Below are 19087 nucleotides of genomic sequence, written 5' to 3'. Positions count from 1 at the left end.
AACGCAGGGCGGCCCTTCACTGCGGCCGCCCTGCGCGGTAATCGGGCACTGCTTGCTACGCGGTGCCGCCGGCTCTACATATTGCGCCGGTATTGCCCGCCCACCTCGAACAGCGCGTGCGTGATCTGCCCCAGCGAGCAAACCCGCACTGCGTCCATCAGCACCGCGAATACGTTCTGGTTGTCGATCACCGCCTGGCGCAACTGCGCCAGCATGGCCGGGGCCTCGGCCGCATGGGCCTGCTGGAACGCCTGCAGGCGGTCGAGCTGGCTCTGCTTCTCGGCCTCGCTGGAGCGCGCCAGTTCCAGCTTCTGCGGGGTCGGGTCGCCGTCCGGGTTGCGGAACGTGTTCACGCCGATGATGGGCAGCGTGCCGTCGTGCTTGAGCTGCTCGTAGTAGAGCGACTCTTCCTGGATCTTGCCGCGCTGGTAGCCGGTCTCCATCGCGCCCAGCACGCCGCCGCGCTCGGCGATGCGCTCGAACTCCTGCAGCACCGCCTCTTCCACCAGGTCGGTCAGCTCTTCGATCAGGAAGCTGCCCTGGTTGGGGTTCTCGCATTTGGCCACGCCCCACTCGCGGTTGATGATCAGCTGGATCGCCAGCGCGCGGCGCACCGACTCGCCGGTGGGCGTGGTGATGGCCTCGTCGTAGGCGTTGGTGTGCAGCGAATTGCAGTTGTCGTAGATCGCGATCAGCGCCTGCAGCGTGGTGCGGATATCGTTGAAGTCGATCTCCTGCGCATGCAGCGAGCGGCCCGAGGTCTGAATGTGGTACTTGAGCTTCTGGCTGCGCTCGTTGGCGCCGTACTTGTCGCGCATGGTCACGGCCCAGATGCGGCGCGCCACGCGGCCCAGCACGCTGTACTCGGGGTCCATGCCGTTGGAGAAGAAGAACGACAGGTTGGGCGCGAAATCATCGATATGCATGCCGCGCGCCAGGTACGCCTCCACATAGGTGAAGCCGTTGGACAGCGTGAACGCCAGCTGCGAGATCGGGTTCGCGCCGGCCTCGGCGATGTGGTAGCCGGAGATCGACACCGAGTAGAAGTTGCGCACCTGGTGGTGGACAAAGTACTCCTGGATATCGCCCATCACCTTGAGCGAGAACTCGGTGGAGAAGATGCAGGTGTTCTGGCCCTGGTCTTCCTTGAGGATGTCCGCCTGCACCGTGCCGCGCACGTTCTGCAGCACCCAGGCGCGGATCTTGGCTTCCTCGTCTGCGGTGGGCTCGCGCTGGTTGTCGGCGCGGAACTTGTCGAGCTGCTGGTCGATGGCGGTGTTCATGAACATCGCCAGGATGGTCGGGGCCGGGCCGTTGATGGTCATCGACACCGAGGTGCTCGGGCTGGTCAGGTCGAAGCCGTCGTACAGCACCTTCAGGTCGTCGAGCGTGGCGATCGACACGCCGGAGTTGCCGACCTTGCCGTAGATGTCGGGGCGCACGTGCGGGTCTTCGCCATACAGCGTGACCGAGTCGAACGCCGTCGACAGGCGCTTGGCATCCATGCCTTCGGACACCAGCTTGAAGCGGCGGTTGGTGCGGAAGGCATCGCCCTCGCCGGCGAACATGCGCGTGGGGTCCTCGTTCTCGCGCTTGAAGGCGAACACGCCGGCGGTGTAGGGGAAGCTGCCGGGCACGTTCTCGCGCATCAGCCACTTCAGCACCTCGCCGTCATCCTCGAAGCGCGGCAGCACCACCTTGCGCACCTTGGTGCCGGACAACGTGGTGGTGACCAGCCCCGTGCGGATCTCCTTGTCGCGGATCCTGACCACGTATTCGTCGCCGCTGTAGGCTTCGCGCATCTGGGGCCACATCGCCAGCAGCTTGCGTTCGACCTGGCCCAGCGCGCTGTCGCGTTCGGCGGCCAGCGCGTCCAGCGCCGCGCCATCGCCTTGCGCGGCCTGCAGCATGCGGCTCGATTCACGCAGCTGCTGGCGCTCGCGCGCCAGGCGGCTTTGCGTCATCACGCGGCGGTGGTAGCCGCGCACCGTGTCTGCCAGTTCCGCCAGGTAGCGGCTGCGCGCCGGCGGCACGATCACATTCTGGCCGGTGGAGATGCGCCCCGCCTGCGCCGGCAGCACGCCCGGCTGCAGCTTCAGGCCGCGTTCGGCCAGCGCCGCGCGCAGTCCCTGGTACAGCATGGTCACGCCATCGTCATTGAAGCGCGACGCCTGCGTGCCGTACACCGGCATGTCCTCGGCCTTGCCGTGCCATTGCTCGCGGTTGCGCTGCACCTGCTTGGCCACATCGCGCCACGCGTCCTGCGCGCCCTTGCGGTCGAACTTGTTGATGGCGACGAAGTCGGCAAAGTCCAGCATGTCGATCTTCTCGAGCTGACTGGCCGCGCCGAACTCGGGCGTCATCACATAGAGCGACAGGTCGACGTGCGGCACAATGGCTGCATCGCCCTGACCGATGCCCGAGGTCTCGACGATCACCAGGTCGAAACCGGCCACCTTGCACGCGGCGATCACGTCCGGCAGCGCCTGCGAGATCTCCGAGCCCGCCTCGCGCGTCGCCATCGAGCGCATGAAGATGTTCGGGTGGTTGATCGCGTTCATGCGGATGCGGTCGCCCAGCAGCGCGCCGCCAGACTTGCGCCGCGACGGGTCGATCGAGATCACGGCGATGGAGAGCGCATCCTGCTGGTCCAGCCGGAAGCGGCGGATCAGTTCGTCGGTCAGTGACGACTTGCCGGCGCCGCCGGTGCCGGTGATGCCGAGCACCGGAATCGATGCCTGCTTTGCCTGCGCATGCATCGCGCCCACCAGCGCGGGATCGGCCTTGCCGTTCTCCAGCGCGGTGATCAGCTGGGCCAGCGCGCGGCGATCGCCACGGGCAACGGGTTCCAACGTGGCCGGCGCATAGCGCGACAGGTCGATGTCGCAGCGCTGCACCATGTCGGCAATCATGCCGGCCAGGCCCATGCGCTGGCCGTCCTCGGGGCTGAAGATGCGCGCCACGCCGTAGGCCTGCAGCTCGCGGATCTCGTCCGGCACGATCACGCCGCCGCCGCCGCCAAAGACCTGAATGTGCTCGCCGCCCTTCTCGCGCAGCAGGTCGACCATGTACTTGAAGAACTCGACATGTCCCCCCTGGTAGCTGGAAATCGCGATGCCCTGCGCGTCTTCCTGCAGCGCCGCCGTCACCACTTCCTCGACCGAGCGGTTGTGGCCGAGGTGGACCACCTCGCAGCCATGCGACTGCAGGATGCGGCGCATGATGTTGATCGAGGCGTCATGGCCATCGAACAGCGACGCCGCCGTGACAAAGCGCACCTTGTTGACCGGACCGCGGCCTTGCACAGTGGGCTTGGGCTGGGGCGCACCGCGGCGCACATCATGCACATCGGAAAGGTCGGTCATTGTCTCCACCGTTTCTGGTGTTGGCTGCTGCCGCGGCGTGCGCCGGACGTGCCGTTTTGTGCCGGCTTGGCTGCAAATGCGCGGGCTGCGCCCCGGGTCGGGGCCGATCGATTATATGAAGTTGACGTTAACGTAAAGCAATGGGGCGGAACCCCGATACCGGCGTGCGTGGGGCGGGGCAGTCCTTATAGAGTAGGCGCCCGCGGCAGGCGCCGCGCAAGCCCCCGGGCAAACAAAAGGCCACCCGCAGGTGGCCGTTCCGGCACAGCGTGAGTGGCCGCTCAGGCCCAGATCCTCGGGCACTCCCCGAACGCATCGGTGCTGTGCTCCTCCACCCGGTGCCGCATCGCCCGCAGCCACGCCGCCAGCCGCCGCAGCGACCACGGCGCCGGCACCTGGGCCAGCGCGAAGCGCGCGCCCGCGCCATCGCCCGACAGCCACACCCGGTAGCCCTCCGGCAACGGCAGTTCGGCGCCCGGCTCCAGCCAGATGTCAGTGGGATTGCCTTCCACCGTCACCCACAGCTTGCCCACCGCCGCGCAGACGGTCTGCCCGTAACCGGCGCGCCAGCTCACTGGCTGTCCGGGGTCGTCCAGTTCGAAAGTCCGTAGTTCGCGCATGTCGCACTCCTCATCAGCCCGGCGGTCTGGTCCGGTGCCGACTCCTGGACGCCGAATGACCACAGGAGCCGGCGCCTTTCTCCGCCATGCTTCCATTATTCGCATCCCTCACTACAATCCCATGTACAGTTGTGAACAGTTTTCGATGAACTGTTCAGTAGTTTTCCCTGACAGTTGCGTCCTCCGGTTTCCCCCGGCTGCCCTGCCTTATGAAACTAATCTTAGATGCTTCTACCGGAATTCCACTGACCGATCAGATCGTCAACGGCGTGAAGTCGTGGATCGGCAACCGCGAGGCTCGGCCCGGCGCAAAGCTGCCGTCGATCCGTCAGCTGGCAGCCGCGAACGGCATCAGCCGCTTCCCGGTGATCGAAGCCTATGACCGGCTGGTATCGCAGGGGCTGCTGGATTCGCGCCAGGGTTCTGGCTTCTATGTGGCGGACAGTCCGCTGGCGGGGCGCTCAGCGTGCGGCTGGTCGGATCCGAGCCTGGCCGAGGATCTTTCCGACCACATCCTCGAGCAGTTCAACCACCCCAGCGGCACGCTCAAGCTGGCCGGCGGCTTTGTGCCGGAAACCTGGCGCGACGTTGAGGGGCTGACGCAGGCGATCCGCGCGATCTCGCGCAACGAGATCGACAGCGTGATCCACTACGCCACGCCGATGGGGCATCCGGAACTGCGCCGCCAGGTGTTGCTGCGCGTGCGCCAGTTGGGCATCGCCGCCGAACTGCCGCAAGTGCTGATCACCACCGGTGCCAGCCAGGCGCTGGACCTGGTGGTGCGCCACCTGCTCAAGCCCGGCGATACGGTGTTCGTGGAAGATCCCGGCTACTACAACCTGTTCGGCCTGCTGCGGCTGCATGGGGTGCAACTGGTGGGCGTGCCGCACACGGCCAACGGGCCCGACCCAGACGCCACCGAGGCGCTGCTGCGCCAGCACAAGCCCAAGCTGTTCTTCACCAACAGCGTGCTGCAGAACCCGACCGGGTCGACGCTGGCGCCGCCGGTGGCATTCCGGCTGCTGGAGCTGGCGCGCCGGCATGGCTTCCGCTTTGTCGAGGACGACATCTTCTCGGACTTCCAGACCCACTTCACCGACCGACTGGCCACGCTGGACCAGCTTGAGCACGTGATCTACATCGGCGGCTTTTCCAAGACGGTGTCGGCCTCGCTGCGGGTCGGCTACCTGGTGGCCGACAAGGCGTTGGTCAAGGACCTGGTCGATGTGAAGGTGCTGACCAGCGTGGCCGGCTCGCACTTCGCCGAGGCGGTGACGGCGGCGCTGCTGGAACGCGGCGGCTACCGCAAATATGTGGAGCGGCTGCGCCTGCGCGTGCGCGAGGCCTCCGCCAATGCCGTGCGGCAGCTGACCGGCAACGGCTGGGAGGTGTTCTGCCAGCCGTCCGGCGGCAACTTCCTGTGGGCACGCCCGCCCGGCATCGAGGATTCGCGCGAACTGGTGACGCTGGGCGAGGCATACGGCGTGACGCTGGCCCCAGGCAACTACTTCCGCCCGGGCGGCGAGACCTCGGCATGGATCCGGATCAACGCCGCCTACGCCAACGAGCCGCGCGCGGTGGCCTTCATGAAGGCCGCGGCCGGGCGCGGCAGCTGAAGGCGCTCAGCCGCCGTGGTTATGCAGCACGGCATTGCGCCGCGCGTAGCCGAAGTAGATCACCAGCCCCACCGCCAGCCACACCAGGAAGGCAATCCAGGTCAGCGCCTGCAGGTGTGCCATCAGGAACAGGCAGAAGCCGATTGACAGCAGCGGCACCACCGGCACGCCCGGGCAACGGAACGCGCGCGGCAGCTCGGGCCGGGTCTTGCGCAGCACCAGCACCGCCACCGAGATCAGCGTGAAGGCCGCCAGCGTGCCGATATTGATCAGCTCGGCCAGCACGCTCAGCGGCACGAAGGCGGCAATCGCGGCAAACACGATGCCCACGGTCCAGGTGGCGAAATACGGCGTGGCATGCACCGGGTGCACGGAAGACAACCGCTCGGGCAGCAGGCCGTCGCGCGACATCGCAAAGATCACGCGGGTCTGGCCATAGGTCATCACCAGGATGACCGTGGTCATGCCCAGGATTGCGCCCAGGTCGACAAAGCCCGCCACCCAGTTCTGGCCCGCGAACTGCAGCGCCAGCGAGACAGGGTGGTCCACGCCGGTGAACTTCGCGAACGGCACGATGCCGGTCATGATGGCGGCCACCACCACATACAGCACCGTGCACACCGCCAGCGAACCGATGATGCCGATCGGCAGGTCGCGGCGCGGGTTGCGCACCTCTTCCGCGGCCGAGGTCACCGCGTCGAAGCCGATAAAGGCAAAGAACACCAGCGCCGCCGCATTGAAGATGCCGGCAAAGCCGAATGGCGCGAACGGCTGCCAGTTGGCCGGCTGCACATGCCACACGCCCACCGCGATAAACAGCAGCACCACACCAATCTTGACCGCCACCATCAGGTTGTTGATGCGCGTGGATTCGCGCACGCCATATGACACCACCCAGGTGATGGCCAGCATGATCAGGCACGCCGGCAGGTTCAGCATGGTCTTCACCCCCGGCACGGACCCTGGCGCCGCGCTCAGCGCCGCCGGCAGCTTCAGCCCGAAGCCCGCCATCAGCGACTGGAAGTAGCCCGACCATCCCACCGACACGGCGGACGTGGCCAGCCCGTATTCCAGCAGCAGGTCCCAGCCGATCATCCACGCGACGATCTCGCCCAGCGTGGCGTAGCTGTACGTATAGATCGACCCCGACACCGGGATCGCCGAGGCAAACTCCGCGTAGCACAGCGCGGCAAAGCCGCAGGCCAGCGCCGCGATCACGAACGACACCGTCAGCGCCGGCCCCGCGGTCAGCGCGCCGGTGCCGGTCAGCACGAAAATGCCGGTGCCGATGATGGCGCCGATGCCCATCATCACCAGGTCGATCGGACCCAGCACCTTCTTCAGGCCGTCATCGCGCGCGACGGCCAGCATCGCGTCGATGTCCTTGGTTCGGAACAAGCTCATTCAGACTCCCTGCAACTGTGGCCGGGCACGCGGCGGGGAGGCGCGCGGCCTGAAAAAAAGGGCGGTAGTTTACGCCCGCCGCGGCGCGAAGGCGTCACATTGCGCGCCCGCGCGAGGCAGGCGCGTCATCGAATGATAGGAAAGGCCAGGCTGGCCGGCACTGACCGCAGACAAACTGCAGAGGGAGGATGTCAGCCGCCGCAGCCGGGCGCCGACAGGATGCCGTCCACGCGCGCTAGTGCGGCGGCAAGCGGATCGAGTGCCAGCAGTGCGGCGCCGGCAAGAGCCAGTGCCGCCAGCGCGGCAATCCTTGCGCGCAGCGCCCACGGCATCGCCCAGACCGCCAGCCCCAGCGGAGCTAGGGCCGCGCAGGCAAGCAGGAGCCGCGGCAGCATCAGCACTTCAGCGGCTCGCAGCCTCGGGCACCGCGGCGTGCGCCGGGCCCTTGGCCAGTGCCGGCAACGGTCCCGCGCGGCGCAGGCCAAACCACGAACACGCGGCGGAGCACAGCGTCACCGCCACCAGCGCCGTGATGCTGTGCTGGTAGCTGCGCGTGGCATCGAACGACCACGCCCCCAGTTGCACCGTCAGGAAGGCACCCAGCTGGTGCCCCAGGAACAGCAGGCCGAACACCTTGCCCTTGATCCGGCTGCCATAGCGCTCGAAGCAGAACATCGAGGTCAGGATCACCGTGCCCAGGTAGCTGGCGCCAAAGCCGACCGCAAACGGCAGCACGCCCAGGCCCGGCACCAGCAGCAACAGCATCGACGCCGAGCGCAGCGCGTAGAACGTGGCCAGCAGCCGGTGCTTGTCCCAGCTCAGTGCCAGCGCGCCGGAGACCAGGCCGCTGGCCAGCTCCAGTGCACCGAGCGTGCTCATCGCATAGCCCATCGCCAGCCGCGGCACGCCCTGCCCCTGCCAGTACGCGATCAGGTGCACGTCGATAAAGGCCATGGTGGCGCCGCAGCCGAAGAAGCCGGCTGCCAGCGCATAGAACACCGGGTCACGCCGCACCACCGTCCATGCCGGCACGTCGGCCTCGGCCGTGCGTGGCGCCGGTGCGGACGCCGGCTCCCAGCGCGAAGCCAGCCACAAGGCGCCGGCCACCGGCAACGCAAACACCGCACCCGCCACGCCGAACGCGGTGATCCAGCCCGCCTGCGGCTGCAGCCAGATCCACAGCGGCGACAGCACGACAAAGCCGATCGCGGTGCCGTTGGTAACCACCGCATAGGCCAGCCCCTTCCTGCGTTCCTCGAACAGCCGGTCCACCAGGATACCCATCGGCACAAAGGTCATGGCCGCCAGCCCGAACGCGCCGGCAAGGCCGAACATCAGCACGAAAAACGTCAGCGATCCCGGCCACAGCGCCGCGCTGCCCAGCGCAATGCCTGCCGCCAGCGCACCGGCGGCCGCAGTGCGCAGCGGGCCGACGCGATCGCTGAGCGCGCCGACCACCGGCGACATCAGCCCGGTGGCCAGCATAAAGACACTACCGGACCAGGCAAACTGCGCACGGCCCTGCCCGAAGTGCGTGGCGAGGTCGACGAAGTACACCTGGTAGAGGCCCTTCACCGCGGTCGACACGAACATCACGGCAAAGCCGATGGCGACCAGGGCCACGGTGACGGCGGGCAGGCGGGTGCGGTGCATGGCGATCTCTCTTTGGCAGGGATTCGTTGACCATGCTAAGGAAGGCCGGCCGCCTGCCGGGACAACGCCATGGACCAGAAAAGCAAATTTTCGGCCATCACCGATACAAAGCCTGCAATTCGCGCGAGAATGCCGGCATCGGCCTCGCGATCTCCACACTGGTGATGACTACCGCCTATTTCCTGGTGCTGCCCAATGTCCACATGCTCGACCTCGGCGGGCCGCTACAGATCCTGTCGAGTGTGGCAGAACTTGGCCTTGCGCCACTCACTGTGCGCTGCGTCGGCCCGCATTCCAGCGTCACGTCCTTCCAGGGTCCGGCGCTTGGCCGGGTTGAACGCCTGCCCGCCCGGCTCGAAGCCGGCGACGTGGTCATTGCCGTTGGCAGCAAACTTCTGGACACACTGACGACATCGCCTGCGTGGCACGATAGCGCGGCATGGTTGAGGGATAGCTTTGGTGAGGGCAGGAATGGCGGCGTGCAGGTGGCCGCAGTCTGCACCGGCGCCTTTCTGCTCGGCGCAGCGGGCCTGCTCGACGGGCGCCTGTGCACGACACACCATGCACATATCAAGCGCCTGCGCGCGCGCCATCCGGATGCCTCGGTGATCGACAACCGAGTGTTCGTCCGCGACGGCAATGTCTGGACCTCGGCCGGCGTGGCCTCCGGCATCGACCTGGCGCTGCGGCTGGTGGCCAACGCCTGCGGCGACGAGGCCGCGATTGCGGTGGCGCGCGACAACGTCGTGCCGTTCCGGCGCTTCGGCGCCGATCCGCAGCTTGAACCGCAGTTCAGCGCACGCTCGCACGGCAATCCGCTGGTGCATGCAGTGCAGGATGCGATCGCGCGCGACCTGGAAGCCAACGTCGCTGACCCGCGCTTTGCGCAGCGTTTCGCGGTCAGCGTCAGGCACCTGTCGCGCCTGTTCCATGAGGAAACCGGCCTCACGCCGAAGCAATACCAGCTGACCCTGCGCATGGCACGCGCGCGCAAGCTGCTGGCCGCATCGACGCTGCCGGTGGAAGCGATCGCGTTGAAGAGCGGCTTCGCCAGCGTGCAGGCCTTCCGCGCCTGCTGGAACAAGGGAGAAGCCGGCACGCCGAGCGCCTACCGGCAGGCCAGCACGTGCAGCGCGGAATAGCCGCGCTCAGGCGTGCCTGAGGATATTCACCAGTCGCCCGAACGGATCACGCACATAGAAACGGCGCACGCCCCACGGCTCGTCGGCAGGGCCGTATTCGATGGCAAAGCCCGCGGCCACCATGCGGCGATGCGCTTCATTGACTCGTCAACCTCTATGGACAGGTCCGGCACGGGTGTACCGCTGCCACCCTCCGACGCCACGCTGACCTGAACGGACATGGCAGTGTCGCGGCCATAAGTCTGGATCCACCCGTGATCCATCAGCAGGTCGAGACCAAGGACGTCCTGGTAGAAGGCGCGCGCAAGCGAAGGCTCCGCGGCCGAGATATTGGCGACGATACGTCTGACGTTCATCCCCTGCCTCCTTGAACAAGCGGGCCGCCCTGAACGGAGCGGGGACCGCCAACCGGTCCCCGCCAATAGGCACAACAAACTACTTAGCCACCGGCATGGTGAACTCAGCGCCCTTGGCGATCGAATCCGGCCAACGCTGCATCACGCTCTTGTAGCGCGTATAGAAGCGCACGCCCTCTTCGCCATAGGCATGGTGGTCACCGAACAGCGAGCGCTTCCACCCGCCAAACGAGTGCCAGGCCATCGGCACCGGGATCGGCACATTGATGCCGACCATGCCCACCTGGATCTGCCGCGCAAACGCACGCGCAATGCCGCCGTCGCTGGTGTAGCACGACACGCCGTTGCCGTACTCGTGCGCATTGATCAGCGACACCGCTTCGGCAAAGTCATGCACACGCACTACCGACAGCACCGGGCCGAAGATCTCTTCCTTGTAGATCGTCATGTCGGGCTTGACGTTGTCGAACAGCGTGCCGCCAACATAGAAGCCGTTCTCATGGCCATCGACCTTGTGACCGCGGCCATCGGTGACCAGCGTCGCGCCCTCTTGCACACCCTTGGCGATATAGCCTTCGACCTTGGCCTTGTGCGCACCGGTCACCAGCGGGCCCATCTCGGCATCGGACTCCATGCCGTTGCGGATCTTCAGCGTGCGCGCGCGTTCCGCGAGGCGCGGCACCAGCTTGTCGGCGACATCGCCCACCGCTACGGCGACCGAGATCGCCATGCAGCGTTCGCCGGCAGAACCATACGCGGCACCGATCAGCGCATCGACCGCCTGGTCGAGATCGGCATCCGGCATCACCACCAGGTGGTTCTTGGCGCCGCCCAAGGCCTGCACGCGCTTGCCGTGCTTGGTCCCTTCCGTATAGATGTACTCGGCGATCGGCGTCGAGCCGACGAACGACAGCGCCTGGACGTCTGGATGCGCGAGCAGCGCGTCCACGGCTTCCTTGTCGCCCTGCACGACATTGAACACGCCATCGGGCAATCCCGCCTGGCGCAGCAGATCGGCAATCAGCAGGCTCGGCGACGGATCGCGCTCCGACGGCTTCAACACGAAGGTATTGCCGCAGGCGATTGCCACCGGGAACATCCACATCGGCACCATCACCGGGAAGTTGAACGGCGTGATGCCGGCCACCACGCCCAGCGGCTGGCGCAGGTTCCAGTTGTCGATGCCGCCGCCGATGTTGTCGGTGAAATCGGTCTTGAGCAGGTTGGGGATGCCGCAGGCGAATTCCACCACCTCGATGCCGCGCGTGACTTCGCCCTTCGCATCCGAGAACACCTTGCCATGCTCGCGCGTGATCAGCGCGGCCAGGTCATCGTGGTGCTGGTCGAGCAGTTCCTTGAACTTGAACAGGATGCGCGCGCGGCGCAGCGGCGGCGTGTCGGCCCAGGCGGGGAACGCGGCCTGGGCGGCGGCGACGGCATCGGCCACGTCCTGCGTGGTCCCTAGCGCCACGCGCGCTGCGACCTCGCCGGTGGCGGGGTTGAATACGTCCGCATGGCGCTGGCCGCCGGCGCGGCGCACGGCGCCGCCGATGAAATGGTGGATCTCGGCAAGTTGCCGGTTTTCTGCGATGCTCACTTGGGATTTCCTTCGATTGCCGCGGCACGCAAGTCAGCGCGCGCCCCGGCGTGCAGTCAGGGAGGCCGGACCCGCAGGTCCGGCGGCAATGCGATGCGGCGCGCGCCGCTTACTTGATGTCCTGCAGCGCCTTCTTCACCGTATCGAACAGTTCGCCGATCTGGGCTTCAGAGATGATCAGCGGCGGCGAGAACGCCAGGATGTCGCCGGTGTAGCGCACCAGCACGCCGAGCTCCAGGCACTTCAGGAAGGCCTCATACGCGCGCGCGCCGGGCTGGCCGGGACGCGGCTCCAGCTCGATGCCGGCGACCAGGCCGTAGTTGCGGATGTCCTTCACGTGCGGCGCGCTGCGTACGTCGTGCACCGCGGCTTCGAACACCGGCGCCAGTTCGGCGGCGCGGCCGAACAGGTTCTCGCGCTGGTACAGGTCGAGGGTGGCGATGGCGGCAGCCGCGGCCAGCGGGTGGCCGGAGTAGGTGTAGCCATGCAGCAGCTCGATCGCGCCCGGCGCGGCCGAATTGACCACGGTGTCATGCACTTCGCGGCGCACGGCGACGGCGCCCATCGGCACCGCGGCGTTGTTGATCGCCTTGGCCATGGTGATCAGGTCCGGCGTGACCTTGAAGCGCTCCGCCGCGGTGGCGGCGCCCAGGCGGCCGAAGGCGGTGATGACCTCGTCGAAGATCAGCAGGATGCCGTGCTTGCTGGTGATTTCACGCAGCTTTTCCAGGTAGCCGACCGGCGGCACCAGCACGCCGGCGGAGCCGGCCAGCGGCTCGACGATCACGGCGGCAACGTTGGACGGGTCGTGCAGCGCCAGGATGCGCTCCAGCTCATCGGCCAGGTGCGCGCCCCATTGCGGCTGGCCCTTGGAGAAGGCTGCCTCGGCGATATTCAGCGTGGCCGGCAGATGGTCGGTACCCGGCATCAGGTTGGCCGAGAACGCCTTGCGGTTGGGGCCAATGCCGCCCACCGCCATGCCGCCGAAGCCCACGCCGTGGTAGCCGCGCTCGCGGCCGATAAAACGCGTGCGCTGCCCTTCGCCGCGTGCACGGTGGTAGGCCAGCGCGATCTTCAGCGCGGTGTCGACCGACTCCGAGCCCGAGTTGGTGAAGAAGATGCGATCCAGGCCCTGCGGCATGATCGAGGCCACCTTGGTGGCGGCCTCGAACGACAGCGGATGGCCCATTTGGAACGGCGGCGCATAGTCCAGCGTGGCGGCCTGGCGCGCTACGGCCTCGGAGATTTCCTTGCGGCAGTGGCCGGCGGCCACGCACCACAGGCCGGCACAACCGTCCAGGATCTGGCGGCCGTCGTGGGTGGTGTAGTACATGCCGCTGGCCGACGCCAGCAGGCGCGGCGCCGCCTTGTACTGGCGGTTGGCGGTGAAGGGCATCCACAGGGCATCGAGATCGGGAATCACGGTCTTGGCGGCGTCCATACGTCCTCCTAGGGGGAATCGGGTCGGATTGGCGGGTAGCACGCTGGCGGGCAGCGCGTCGGCAATGAGGGCCACTCTACCGGCGGCGCCTGGCCGACAAAATATACAGTCCGGACAAGGCTGCCTTACCGTGCAGTTTGAACATGCCAAACCGTACAGGCAAGCGCCATCGGGGTGCCGCCAGCCCGCCCCCGTGCCACGACCCGCCCTGGACTGCTGGGTGAGATCCCACGCTGCACTGCGGCAAATTTCGCTTTGCGGAAAGCCACCGCAGCCTGGCCTGCCTCCAGCCGCTAAACTGTACAGGTTCACGCCTGCCTGAGTGCCTGATGCTGACCCTGAACCTGACCCGCAGCCGCCGCGAGGGCGACACCCTGACCGAGCAGATCGTTGCCGGCATCGCCGCACTGGTTGAGCAGCGCGCGCTGCGCGCCGGCACCGCCCTGCCTTCGGTGCGCCGCTTTGCGCAGCACCACCACGTCAGCACCTTCACCGTGGCCGAGGCCTACGGCCGGCTGACCGCGCTGGGCTACCTGGCAGCGCGCCCGGGCTCGGGCTATACCGTGGCGCACCGCCATGCCCCCGCCGGGCGCGCGCGCGCGCCGCACTGGGAGGCGCCGGGTCTGAACGCGGCGTGGCTGCTGTCGGATGTGTTCGCCGACCACTCGGTGCCGATCAAGGCTGGCGCTGGCTGGCTGCCCGGCGACTGGCTCAACGAGGAAGGGCTGCACCAGGCCATGCGCGCCTCGGCGCGCGTGCCGGCGGCGCAGCTGTCGGGCTACGGCCATCCCTACGGCTTCGCGCCGCTGCGCGAGCATATCGCCGCAGGCCTGGGCCAGTACGGCATCCCGCTGCAGGCGCAGCAGGTGGTACTGACGCAGGGCGCCACGCAGGCGCTGGACCTGGTGGTGCGCACGCTGCTGCGTGCCGGCGATACGGTGCTGGTGGAATCGCCCTGCTACTGCAACCTCTTGCAGATCCTGCGGCTGGCGGGGCTGCGCGTGGTGGGCGTGCCGCGCTCGGCGGCGGGGCTCGATACCGATGCGCTGGACGATGCCATCCGCGCCCACGCCCCGCGCGCGCTCTTTATCAATACCGTGCTGCAGAACCCGACCGGCGCCAGCCTGAGCAGCATGAACGCCTTCCGCGTGCTGCAGCTGGCCGAGCAGCACCGGCTGCTGGTGGTGGAGGACGATATCTACCGCGAGCTGGCGCCGGCCGGCTCGCCGATGCTGGCGGCCATGGACGGGCTGTCGCAGGTGGTCTATATCAATGGCTTTTCCAAGACCATCACGCCGTCGCTGCGGGTCGGCTATCTGGCCGCCAGCCCCGACCTGGCCAAGGCCTTCGCGCGCACCAAGATGGCGGTCGGCCTGACCTCATCGGAAGTCACCGAGCGGCTGGTCTACTCGGTGCTGACCAGCGGCCACTACGGCCGCCACGTGGCGGCGCTGGCCGAGCGCCTGCGCGCGCAGCAGGATCGCGTCACGGAAAAGATGGAAGCCCACGGGCTGGAGGTGCTGCTGCGCCCGGAGGGCGGGATGTTCGCCTGGGCACGCCTGAACGAGGCGGCACAGGCGCGGCTGCAGGCCAGCCGCCGTGGCGAGCCGCTGCACGGCAACCGGCTGGCCACGCTGGCGCTGGAGCATGGCATCTGGCTGGCGCCAGGGTCGTATTTCGAGCCGGACGAGACCGATTCGCCGTGGATCCGCTTCAACGTGGCCACCGGCGATGCGCCACAGCTGTGGCAATTCTTCGACCGGCTGGCACAGGCGCCGCGCGCGGCCTAGCATCCGCGCAGGACGCAGGGGTCAGCTCCAGAGGCGCTCGACAAACCAGCCCGCGGTGGCGCAGAGGCCCAGCCAGGCGGTCAGGCAGATAGCGATAAATCGATAACTCATCTCGGAATGGACAACAAAATCGTTAAGGCAGTGTGAATTCTTCGTTGGATCATACATCCATTCATGAATGTATGTAAGGCTCGCATGGAATTCCCGCGGACAATCAAGGGCTATTTGTATCGCGGGGGGCACACAAAATACGCGCCAGCTGTCCCTGCAACCGTCAGGGACGCGGCCGCCGAAGCGCCGGGGCTCTGCTACCCTTGTGACTGCATTACCCCACGCAGGGTGAGGATTTCACCTCTCAAGCGCTCAGCAGAACCCGACCATGCATAGCCACGACTTGTCCGCCTGGACCCACAGCCACGCCTTCGACGCCGGCAACCGCGCCGCCGAACGCGGCACGCGCCTGGTGATGGCAATCACCGCCGCCACCATGGTGGTGGAGATCGCCGCCGGCCTTTGGTTCAACTCGATGGCGCTGCTGGCCGATGGCTGGCACATGAGCTCGCACGCCCTGGCCATCGGCCTGTCGGCCGTCGCTTATGCCGCCGCGCGCCGCTACGCCGGCGACCGGCGCTTTGCCTTCGGCACGTGGAAAATCGAAGTGCTGGCCGGCTTTGCCAGCGCGGTGTTCCTGCTAGGCATCGCGGCGCTGATGGCGGCCGGCTCGGTCGAGCGGCTGTTCAGCCCGCAGGCCATCCACTACCGCGAGGCCATGGCCGTGACCGCGCTCGGCCTGCTGGTCAACCTGGGCTGCGCGCTGATCCTTGGCGGCCATGCGCACGGGCACGACCACGGGCACGACCATGGCCACCATCACCACGGCCATGACCATGATCACGGCCACGGCCACCACCACGACATCAACCTGCGCGCCGCCTACATGCATGTGCTGGCCGACGCCGCGACCTCGGTGCTGGCGCTTGTCGCGCTGGCCGGCGGCTGGTGGCTGGGCTGGGCGTGGCTGGATCCGGTGATGGGCCTGGTGGGCGCCGCGCTGGTCGGCAGGTGGGCCGTCGGCCTGCTGCGCCAGAGCGGCACCGTGCTGCTGGACCGCGAGATGGACCACCCGGTGGTGGAAGAAGTGCGCGAGGTGCTGGCGGGCCTGGACCCTGCCTACGCCAACGGCGAGAAGCGCACCCGCGTGACCGACCTGCATGTGTGGCGCGTGGGCCGGCAGCAGTTTGCCTGCATCGCCTGCCTGGTCACGCACGATCCGGTGCTGACCCCGCAGCGCGTGCGCGAGGCACTATCCGTGCATGAGGAACTGGTGCACGTAACGGTGGAGATCAGCCGCTGCGACGGCGCGCACTGAGGCTTGTCATCGGTGCTTGCGGGTTCAGTCCAGCTCGCACCACATGCATAGCGGCGGTGTATCGGTATGGCGGTGGAATTCGCTCGATGACATGACCTCGGCCGGCAGCTTCGCGGCCGGCACCAGCGTAAAACCGTAGCGCGCGAAATAGCTCGGGCAGCTTGAGGCCAGCAGCACCGCGCGCCGCGCGCCATTGGCGCGAGCACGCATCAGCGCGGCGCGCACCACATGCGTGGCCACGCCCTGGTCGCGGTGTTCCGGCAATACGGCAACACTGCGGATCACCACGGTCTCGCCGAAACGCTCGCCGGCAGCGCAGCCAATGATCTGCGCGCCAAGGATGGCAATGTGGAAGTGCTCGAGCAAGCGGGCCACATCGTCCACGGGCAGGCCGCAGCGTTCCAGCACGCTGCCCACGGCTGGCGCGTCCGAGGGCACGGCCGCCCGGATCCGCAAGTCTTTGATCATCTGGAGCCTCTCTTTTTCACATCACCTCGCGACGGGGACACCATGGAAGCCCGGACATGGTTGTGCCGCCATCCGGCGGCACGGGTTGCACGCAGGCCATGTGGCCTATCGGGCAACATTACCTGATTCGGTGGCATTGTTCTATTGGGGAAGTAACGGAACAGCGAGGCCGAAATGGCCCGAGCCATCGCGGGCATTACGCGCGCCACGGCATGGCTGCCGTGCATGGCGGGTCACTGTGACAGGCGCATGAAAAACGGGGAAATTGCGCGGGCGCGCGCAAGACTGCCCGGCAACATGTGCCGGGCAAAGAAAAAACTGGAGGCGGGGATACGGAATCGAACCGTCGTGTACGGCTTTGCAGGCCGTTGCATCACCACTCTGCCACCCCGCCGCTGACGCCGCGTCTGTGCGACGCTACGTGCTGCGGGCCGCAGTGTAGCGGGAAATGGAAATCTTTGCAGGAGACGGTACCGGACCCTAGCCCATCGCGGACTGGATGTAGTTCTGCAGCCCGACCTTGTTCACCAGCTCCAGCTGCGCCTCGAGCCAGTCGATATGTTCCTCGGTGTCGGCCAGGATATCGACCACGATCTCGCGCGAGACATAATCGCCGACCGATTCGAAAAACTTGATCGCTTCCTTGCAGCTGGCCTGCGACACCTGTTCGAGCTTCAGGTCGCAGCCGAGCATCTCCTCGGTGTTCTCGCCGAGCAGCAGCTTGTCCAGGTCCTGCAGGTTGGGCAGGCCATCGAGCAACAGGATGCGCTCGATCAGCTTGTCCGCGTGCTTCATTTCCTCGATCGATTCCTCGTACTCGTGCTTGCCCAGCGCACCGAGCCCCCAATGCCGGTACATGCGGGCATGCAGGAAATACTGGTTGATCGCGGTCAACTCATGGCGGAGCTGGCCATTGAGCAACTGGATCACCTTTTTGTCGCTTTTCATGACTGCCCCCAACGACCCCTCAAAACCGATGGACCCACTCTCATTTTCGTAATCACGAAAACCCCGCAGTGATAATCCCGCCGCGCATTTCATGGTAGTCCGGCAAAAGCGGACATCAAGCAAATTCGGCCTTGCTGCAGCATTTTCGCCGGGTTTTCACGCGCCATTGCGGATGCGAATACCAATGGTTTCCATTCGATTTCCAAAAGCGCACCGCGCGGCATTGTGCAAATAGAAAAGCGGGCGCACACGGCAATTGCCGCACCGCCCGCCATCGGAAACCAGTCGTGTAAATCAGTCGAGCTTCGCGCCCGAATCCGCCACCAGCGTCTTCAGCACCGGCCAGTCACGCGCATACAGCGCCTGCGCCTCGGCCGGCGAGCTGCCCACCGTGCGCAGCCCCAGCGCGACCAGTCGCTCCTGCATGTCGGGCGCCTGCAGGATGGCGCGCACTTCGCCTTCAAGCCTGGCGAGAATCCGCGCGGGCACGCCCACCGGCGCCACCAGGCCGATCCAGCCGACGGTCTTGAAGGCGCTGTCCTGCATGCCGGACTCAGCGAAGGTAGGCATGTCAGGCAATGCGCTGCTGCGCTGCGTGCCGGTCACCGCCAGCGCCTTGAGCTTGCCACTCTGGATATAGGGCTTGGCGGTCAGGATGCTGGCAAAACCGAACTGCACCTGCCCGCCCAGCAGGTCCTGCATCATCGGCGCCTCGCCCTTGTAGGGCACGTGCGTGGCCTGGCCGTGCACCAGCTTGCTGTAGTAGGCGCCGCTCAGGTGCGACAGCGAACCCACGCCCCACGAGGCATAGCTGAGCTTGCCTGGCCGGCTGCGCACGTATTCGCCCAGTTCACGCACGGTGCGCGCCGGCACCGACGGATGGGCCACCAGCACCAGCTGCGCATCGGCCAGCACGCTGATCATGGTCAGGTCCTTGCGCGGGTCGTAGGGCAGTTTCTGGTACAGGAACTGGTTGGTCAGCACCGACTGCGTCAGGGTCATCAACAGCGTGTAGCCATCCGGCGCGGCCTTGGCCACGGCGTCGGTGCCGATGATGCCCGAGGCGCCCGCCTTGTTGTCCACCACCACGGGCTGGCCCAGGCGCTTGCTGAGCTTTTCGCCCATGGCACGGGCGATGGTGTCGGTGCCGCCGCCGGCCACATAAGGCACCACGATGCGGATCGGTTTGGCGGGATAGGTCTGTGCCGCGGCGGGCAGGGCCAGGCTGAGCGAAAACCCGCCAATCAGCCCGCCAGCGGCCAGCGCGAGCCATGCGCGTCGGTTCATGTCGTCTCCAGGTCGTCTTTATGGTTTTGGA

14 protein-coding genes, 1 tRNA gene and 1 pseudogene are annotated in these 19087 nt (G+C 66.9%); 4 read left to right on the top strand and 12 right to left on the bottom strand.

Going from position 1 to position 19087, the window contains the following annotated elements; all coding sequences use genetic code 11:
• Positions 1 to 74: 74 nt before the first annotated feature.
• On the bottom strand, positions 75 to 3365 hold the full coding sequence (gene icmF, locus AC3WL8_RS15575; RefSeq protein ID WP_211980590.1) for a fused isobutyryl-CoA mutase/GTPase IcmF: 3291 nt from the start codon (positions 3363 to 3365) through the stop codon (positions 75 to 77).
• Between the two features lie 281 nt (positions 3366 to 3646).
• Positions 3647 to 3985 (bottom strand): DUF2917 domain-containing protein, encoded by a 339-nt coding sequence (locus AC3WL8_RS15570; protein ID WP_492378412.1) that lies wholly within the window; start codon positions 3983 to 3985, stop codon positions 3647 to 3649.
• Positions 3986 to 4194: 209 nt separating this feature from the next.
• Here AC3WL8_RS15570 and AC3WL8_RS15565 point away from each other — a divergent pair, with 209 nt between their 5' ends.
• A complete protein-coding gene (locus tag AC3WL8_RS15565; RefSeq protein WP_013955375.1) occupies positions 4195 to 5601 on the top strand; it encodes an aminotransferase-like domain-containing protein in 1407 nt (468 codons plus the stop codon).
• A 6-nt stretch (positions 5602 to 5607) separates the two neighbouring features.
• Here AC3WL8_RS15565 and bcaP read toward each other — a convergent pair whose 3' ends face one another.
• The 3 genes from bcaP to AC3WL8_RS15550 form a co-directional block, all read right to left on the bottom strand.
• Entirely contained in the window at positions 5608 to 7005 is a 1398-nt protein-coding gene (gene bcaP, locus AC3WL8_RS15560) for a branched-chain amino acid transporter BcaP (RefSeq protein WP_492378411.1), read from the bottom strand.
• A gap of 191 nt (positions 7006 to 7196) precedes the next feature.
• Positions 7197 to 7400 (bottom strand): hypothetical protein, encoded by a 204-nt coding sequence (locus tag AC3WL8_RS15555; RefSeq protein WP_492378410.1) that lies wholly within the window; start codon positions 7398 to 7400, stop codon positions 7197 to 7199.
• A 7-nt stretch (positions 7401 to 7407) separates the two neighbouring features.
• Complete coding sequence (locus tag AC3WL8_RS15550; RefSeq protein WP_492378409.1) at positions 7408 to 8658, bottom strand: MFS transporter; 1251 nt, start codon at positions 8656 to 8658, stop codon at positions 7408 to 7410.
• A gap of 164 nt (positions 8659 to 8822) precedes the next feature.
• Here AC3WL8_RS15550 and AC3WL8_RS15545 point away from each other — a divergent pair, with 164 nt between their 5' ends.
• Positions 8823 to 9800 carry a GlxA family transcriptional regulator gene (locus tag AC3WL8_RS15545; protein WP_153954950.1) on the top strand — a complete coding sequence of 326 codons (978 nt, stop codon included), beginning with the start codon at positions 8823 to 8825 and terminating at the stop codon, positions 9798 to 9800.
• 6 nt (positions 9801 to 9806) lie between these two features.
• On the opposite strand, the pseudogene AC3WL8_RS15540 reads toward AC3WL8_RS15545, so the two are convergent.
• The 3 genes and pseudogenes from AC3WL8_RS15540 to aptA all read right to left on the bottom strand — a co-directional run bounded on the left by AC3WL8_RS15540 (position 9807) and on the right by aptA (position 13194).
• A pseudogene (locus tag AC3WL8_RS15540) lies at positions 9807 to 10156 on the bottom strand (VOC family protein).
• Positions 10157 to 10235: 79 nt separating this feature from the next.
• On the bottom strand, positions 10236 to 11753 hold the full coding sequence (locus tag AC3WL8_RS15535) for a CoA-acylating methylmalonate-semialdehyde dehydrogenase (protein WP_013955367.1): 1518 nt from the start codon (positions 11751 to 11753) through the stop codon (positions 10236 to 10238).
• A gap of 109 nt (positions 11754 to 11862) precedes the next feature.
• Positions 11863 to 13194 carry an omega-aminotransferase AptA gene (gene aptA / locus AC3WL8_RS15530; protein ID WP_492378408.1) on the bottom strand — a complete coding sequence of 444 codons (1332 nt, stop codon included), beginning with the start codon at positions 13192 to 13194 and terminating at the stop codon, positions 11863 to 11865.
• Positions 13195 to 13523: 329 nt separating this feature from the next.
• On the opposite strand from aptA, the gene AC3WL8_RS15525 reads away from it, so the two are divergent.
• On the top strand, positions 13524 to 14984 hold the full coding sequence (locus AC3WL8_RS15525) for an aminotransferase-like domain-containing protein (RefSeq protein ID WP_492378407.1): 1461 nt from the start codon (positions 13524 to 13526) through the stop codon (positions 14982 to 14984).
• A 379-nt stretch (positions 14985 to 15363) separates the two neighbouring features.
• Positions 15364 to 16353, top strand: coding sequence for a CDF family Co(II)/Ni(II) efflux transporter DmeF (dmeF, locus tag AC3WL8_RS15520; protein WP_492378406.1), 990 nt, complete (start codon positions 15364 to 15366; stop codon positions 16351 to 16353).
• Positions 16354 to 16377: 24 nt separating this feature from the next.
• On the opposite strand, the gene AC3WL8_RS15515 is transcribed toward dmeF, so the two are convergent.
• From AC3WL8_RS15515 to AC3WL8_RS15500, 4 genes are all read right to left on the bottom strand, one after another.
• The gene (locus AC3WL8_RS15515; RefSeq protein ID WP_153954946.1) at positions 16378 to 16821 is read right to left on the bottom strand and encodes a GNAT family N-acetyltransferase; all 444 of its coding nucleotides are present in this window, start codon (positions 16819 to 16821) and stop codon (positions 16378 to 16380) included.
• A 319-nt stretch (positions 16822 to 17140) separates the two neighbouring features.
• Positions 17141 to 17215: transfer RNA gene (locus AC3WL8_RS15510), tRNA-Cys, on the bottom strand.
• Between the two features lie 86 nt (positions 17216 to 17301).
• Positions 17302 to 17769 carry a bacterioferritin gene (gene bfr, locus AC3WL8_RS15505; RefSeq protein WP_013955362.1) on the bottom strand — a complete coding sequence of 156 codons (468 nt, stop codon included), beginning with the start codon at positions 17767 to 17769 and terminating at the stop codon, positions 17302 to 17304.
• Between the two features lie 294 nt (positions 17770 to 18063).
• A complete protein-coding gene (locus AC3WL8_RS15500; RefSeq protein WP_492378405.1) occupies positions 18064 to 19056 on the bottom strand; it encodes a Bug family tripartite tricarboxylate transporter substrate binding protein in 993 nt (330 codons plus the stop codon).
• Positions 19057 to 19087 lie beyond the last annotated feature (31 nt).

It is taken from the genome of Cupriavidus sp. FW305-F7 (assembly GCF_058782875.1).
The sequence above is the reverse complement of the archived record's forward strand: the minus strand, read 5'-3'. Positions and strand labels throughout refer to the sequence as shown.

Bases quoted from the DNA above. Each gene is read 5' to 3' on its own strand.
- AC3WL8_RS15550 (WP_492378409.1), bottom strand. From the start codon at position 8,658: ATGCACCGCACCCGCCTGCCCGCCGTCACCGTGGCCCTGGTCGCCATC.
- aptA (WP_492378408.1), bottom strand. From the start codon at position 13,194: ATGGACGCCGCCAAGACCGTGATTCCCGATCTCGATGCCCTGTGGATG.
- bcaP (WP_492378411.1), bottom strand. From the start codon at position 7,005: ATGAGCTTGTTCCGAACCAAGGACATCGACGCGATGCTGGCCGTCGCG.
- AC3WL8_RS15555 (WP_492378410.1), bottom strand. From the start codon at position 7,400: ATGCTGCCGCGGCTCCTGCTTGCCTGCGCGGCCCTAGCTCCGCTGGGG.
- icmF (WP_211980590.1), bottom strand. From the start codon at position 3,365: ATGACCGACCTTTCCGATGTGCATGATGTGCGCCGCGGTGCGCCCCAG.
- dmeF (WP_492378406.1), top strand. From the start codon at position 15,364: ATGCATAGCCACGACTTGTCCGCCTGGACCCACAGCCACGCCTTCGAC.
- AC3WL8_RS15570 (WP_492378412.1), bottom strand. From the start codon at position 3,985: ATGCGCGAACTACGGACTTTCGAACTGGACGACCCCGGACAGCCAGTG.
- AC3WL8_RS15565 (WP_013955375.1), top strand. From the start codon at position 4,195: ATGAAACTAATCTTAGATGCTTCTACCGGAATTCCACTGACCGATCAG.
- AC3WL8_RS15515 (WP_153954946.1), bottom strand. From the start codon at position 16,821: ATGATCAAAGACTTGCGGATCCGGGCGGCCGTGCCCTCGGACGCGCCA.
- AC3WL8_RS15500 (WP_492378405.1), bottom strand. From the start codon at position 19,056: ATGAACCGACGCGCATGGCTCGCGCTGGCCGCTGGCGGGCTGATTGGC.
- bfr (WP_013955362.1), bottom strand. From the start codon at position 17,769: ATGAAAAGCGACAAAAAGGTGATCCAGTTGCTCAATGGCCAGCTCCGC.
- AC3WL8_RS15545 (WP_153954950.1), top strand. From the start codon at position 8,823: ATGACTACCGCCTATTTCCTGGTGCTGCCCAATGTCCACATGCTCGAC.
- AC3WL8_RS15525 (WP_492378407.1), top strand. From the start codon at position 13,524: ATGCTGACCCTGAACCTGACCCGCAGCCGCCGCGAGGGCGACACCCTG.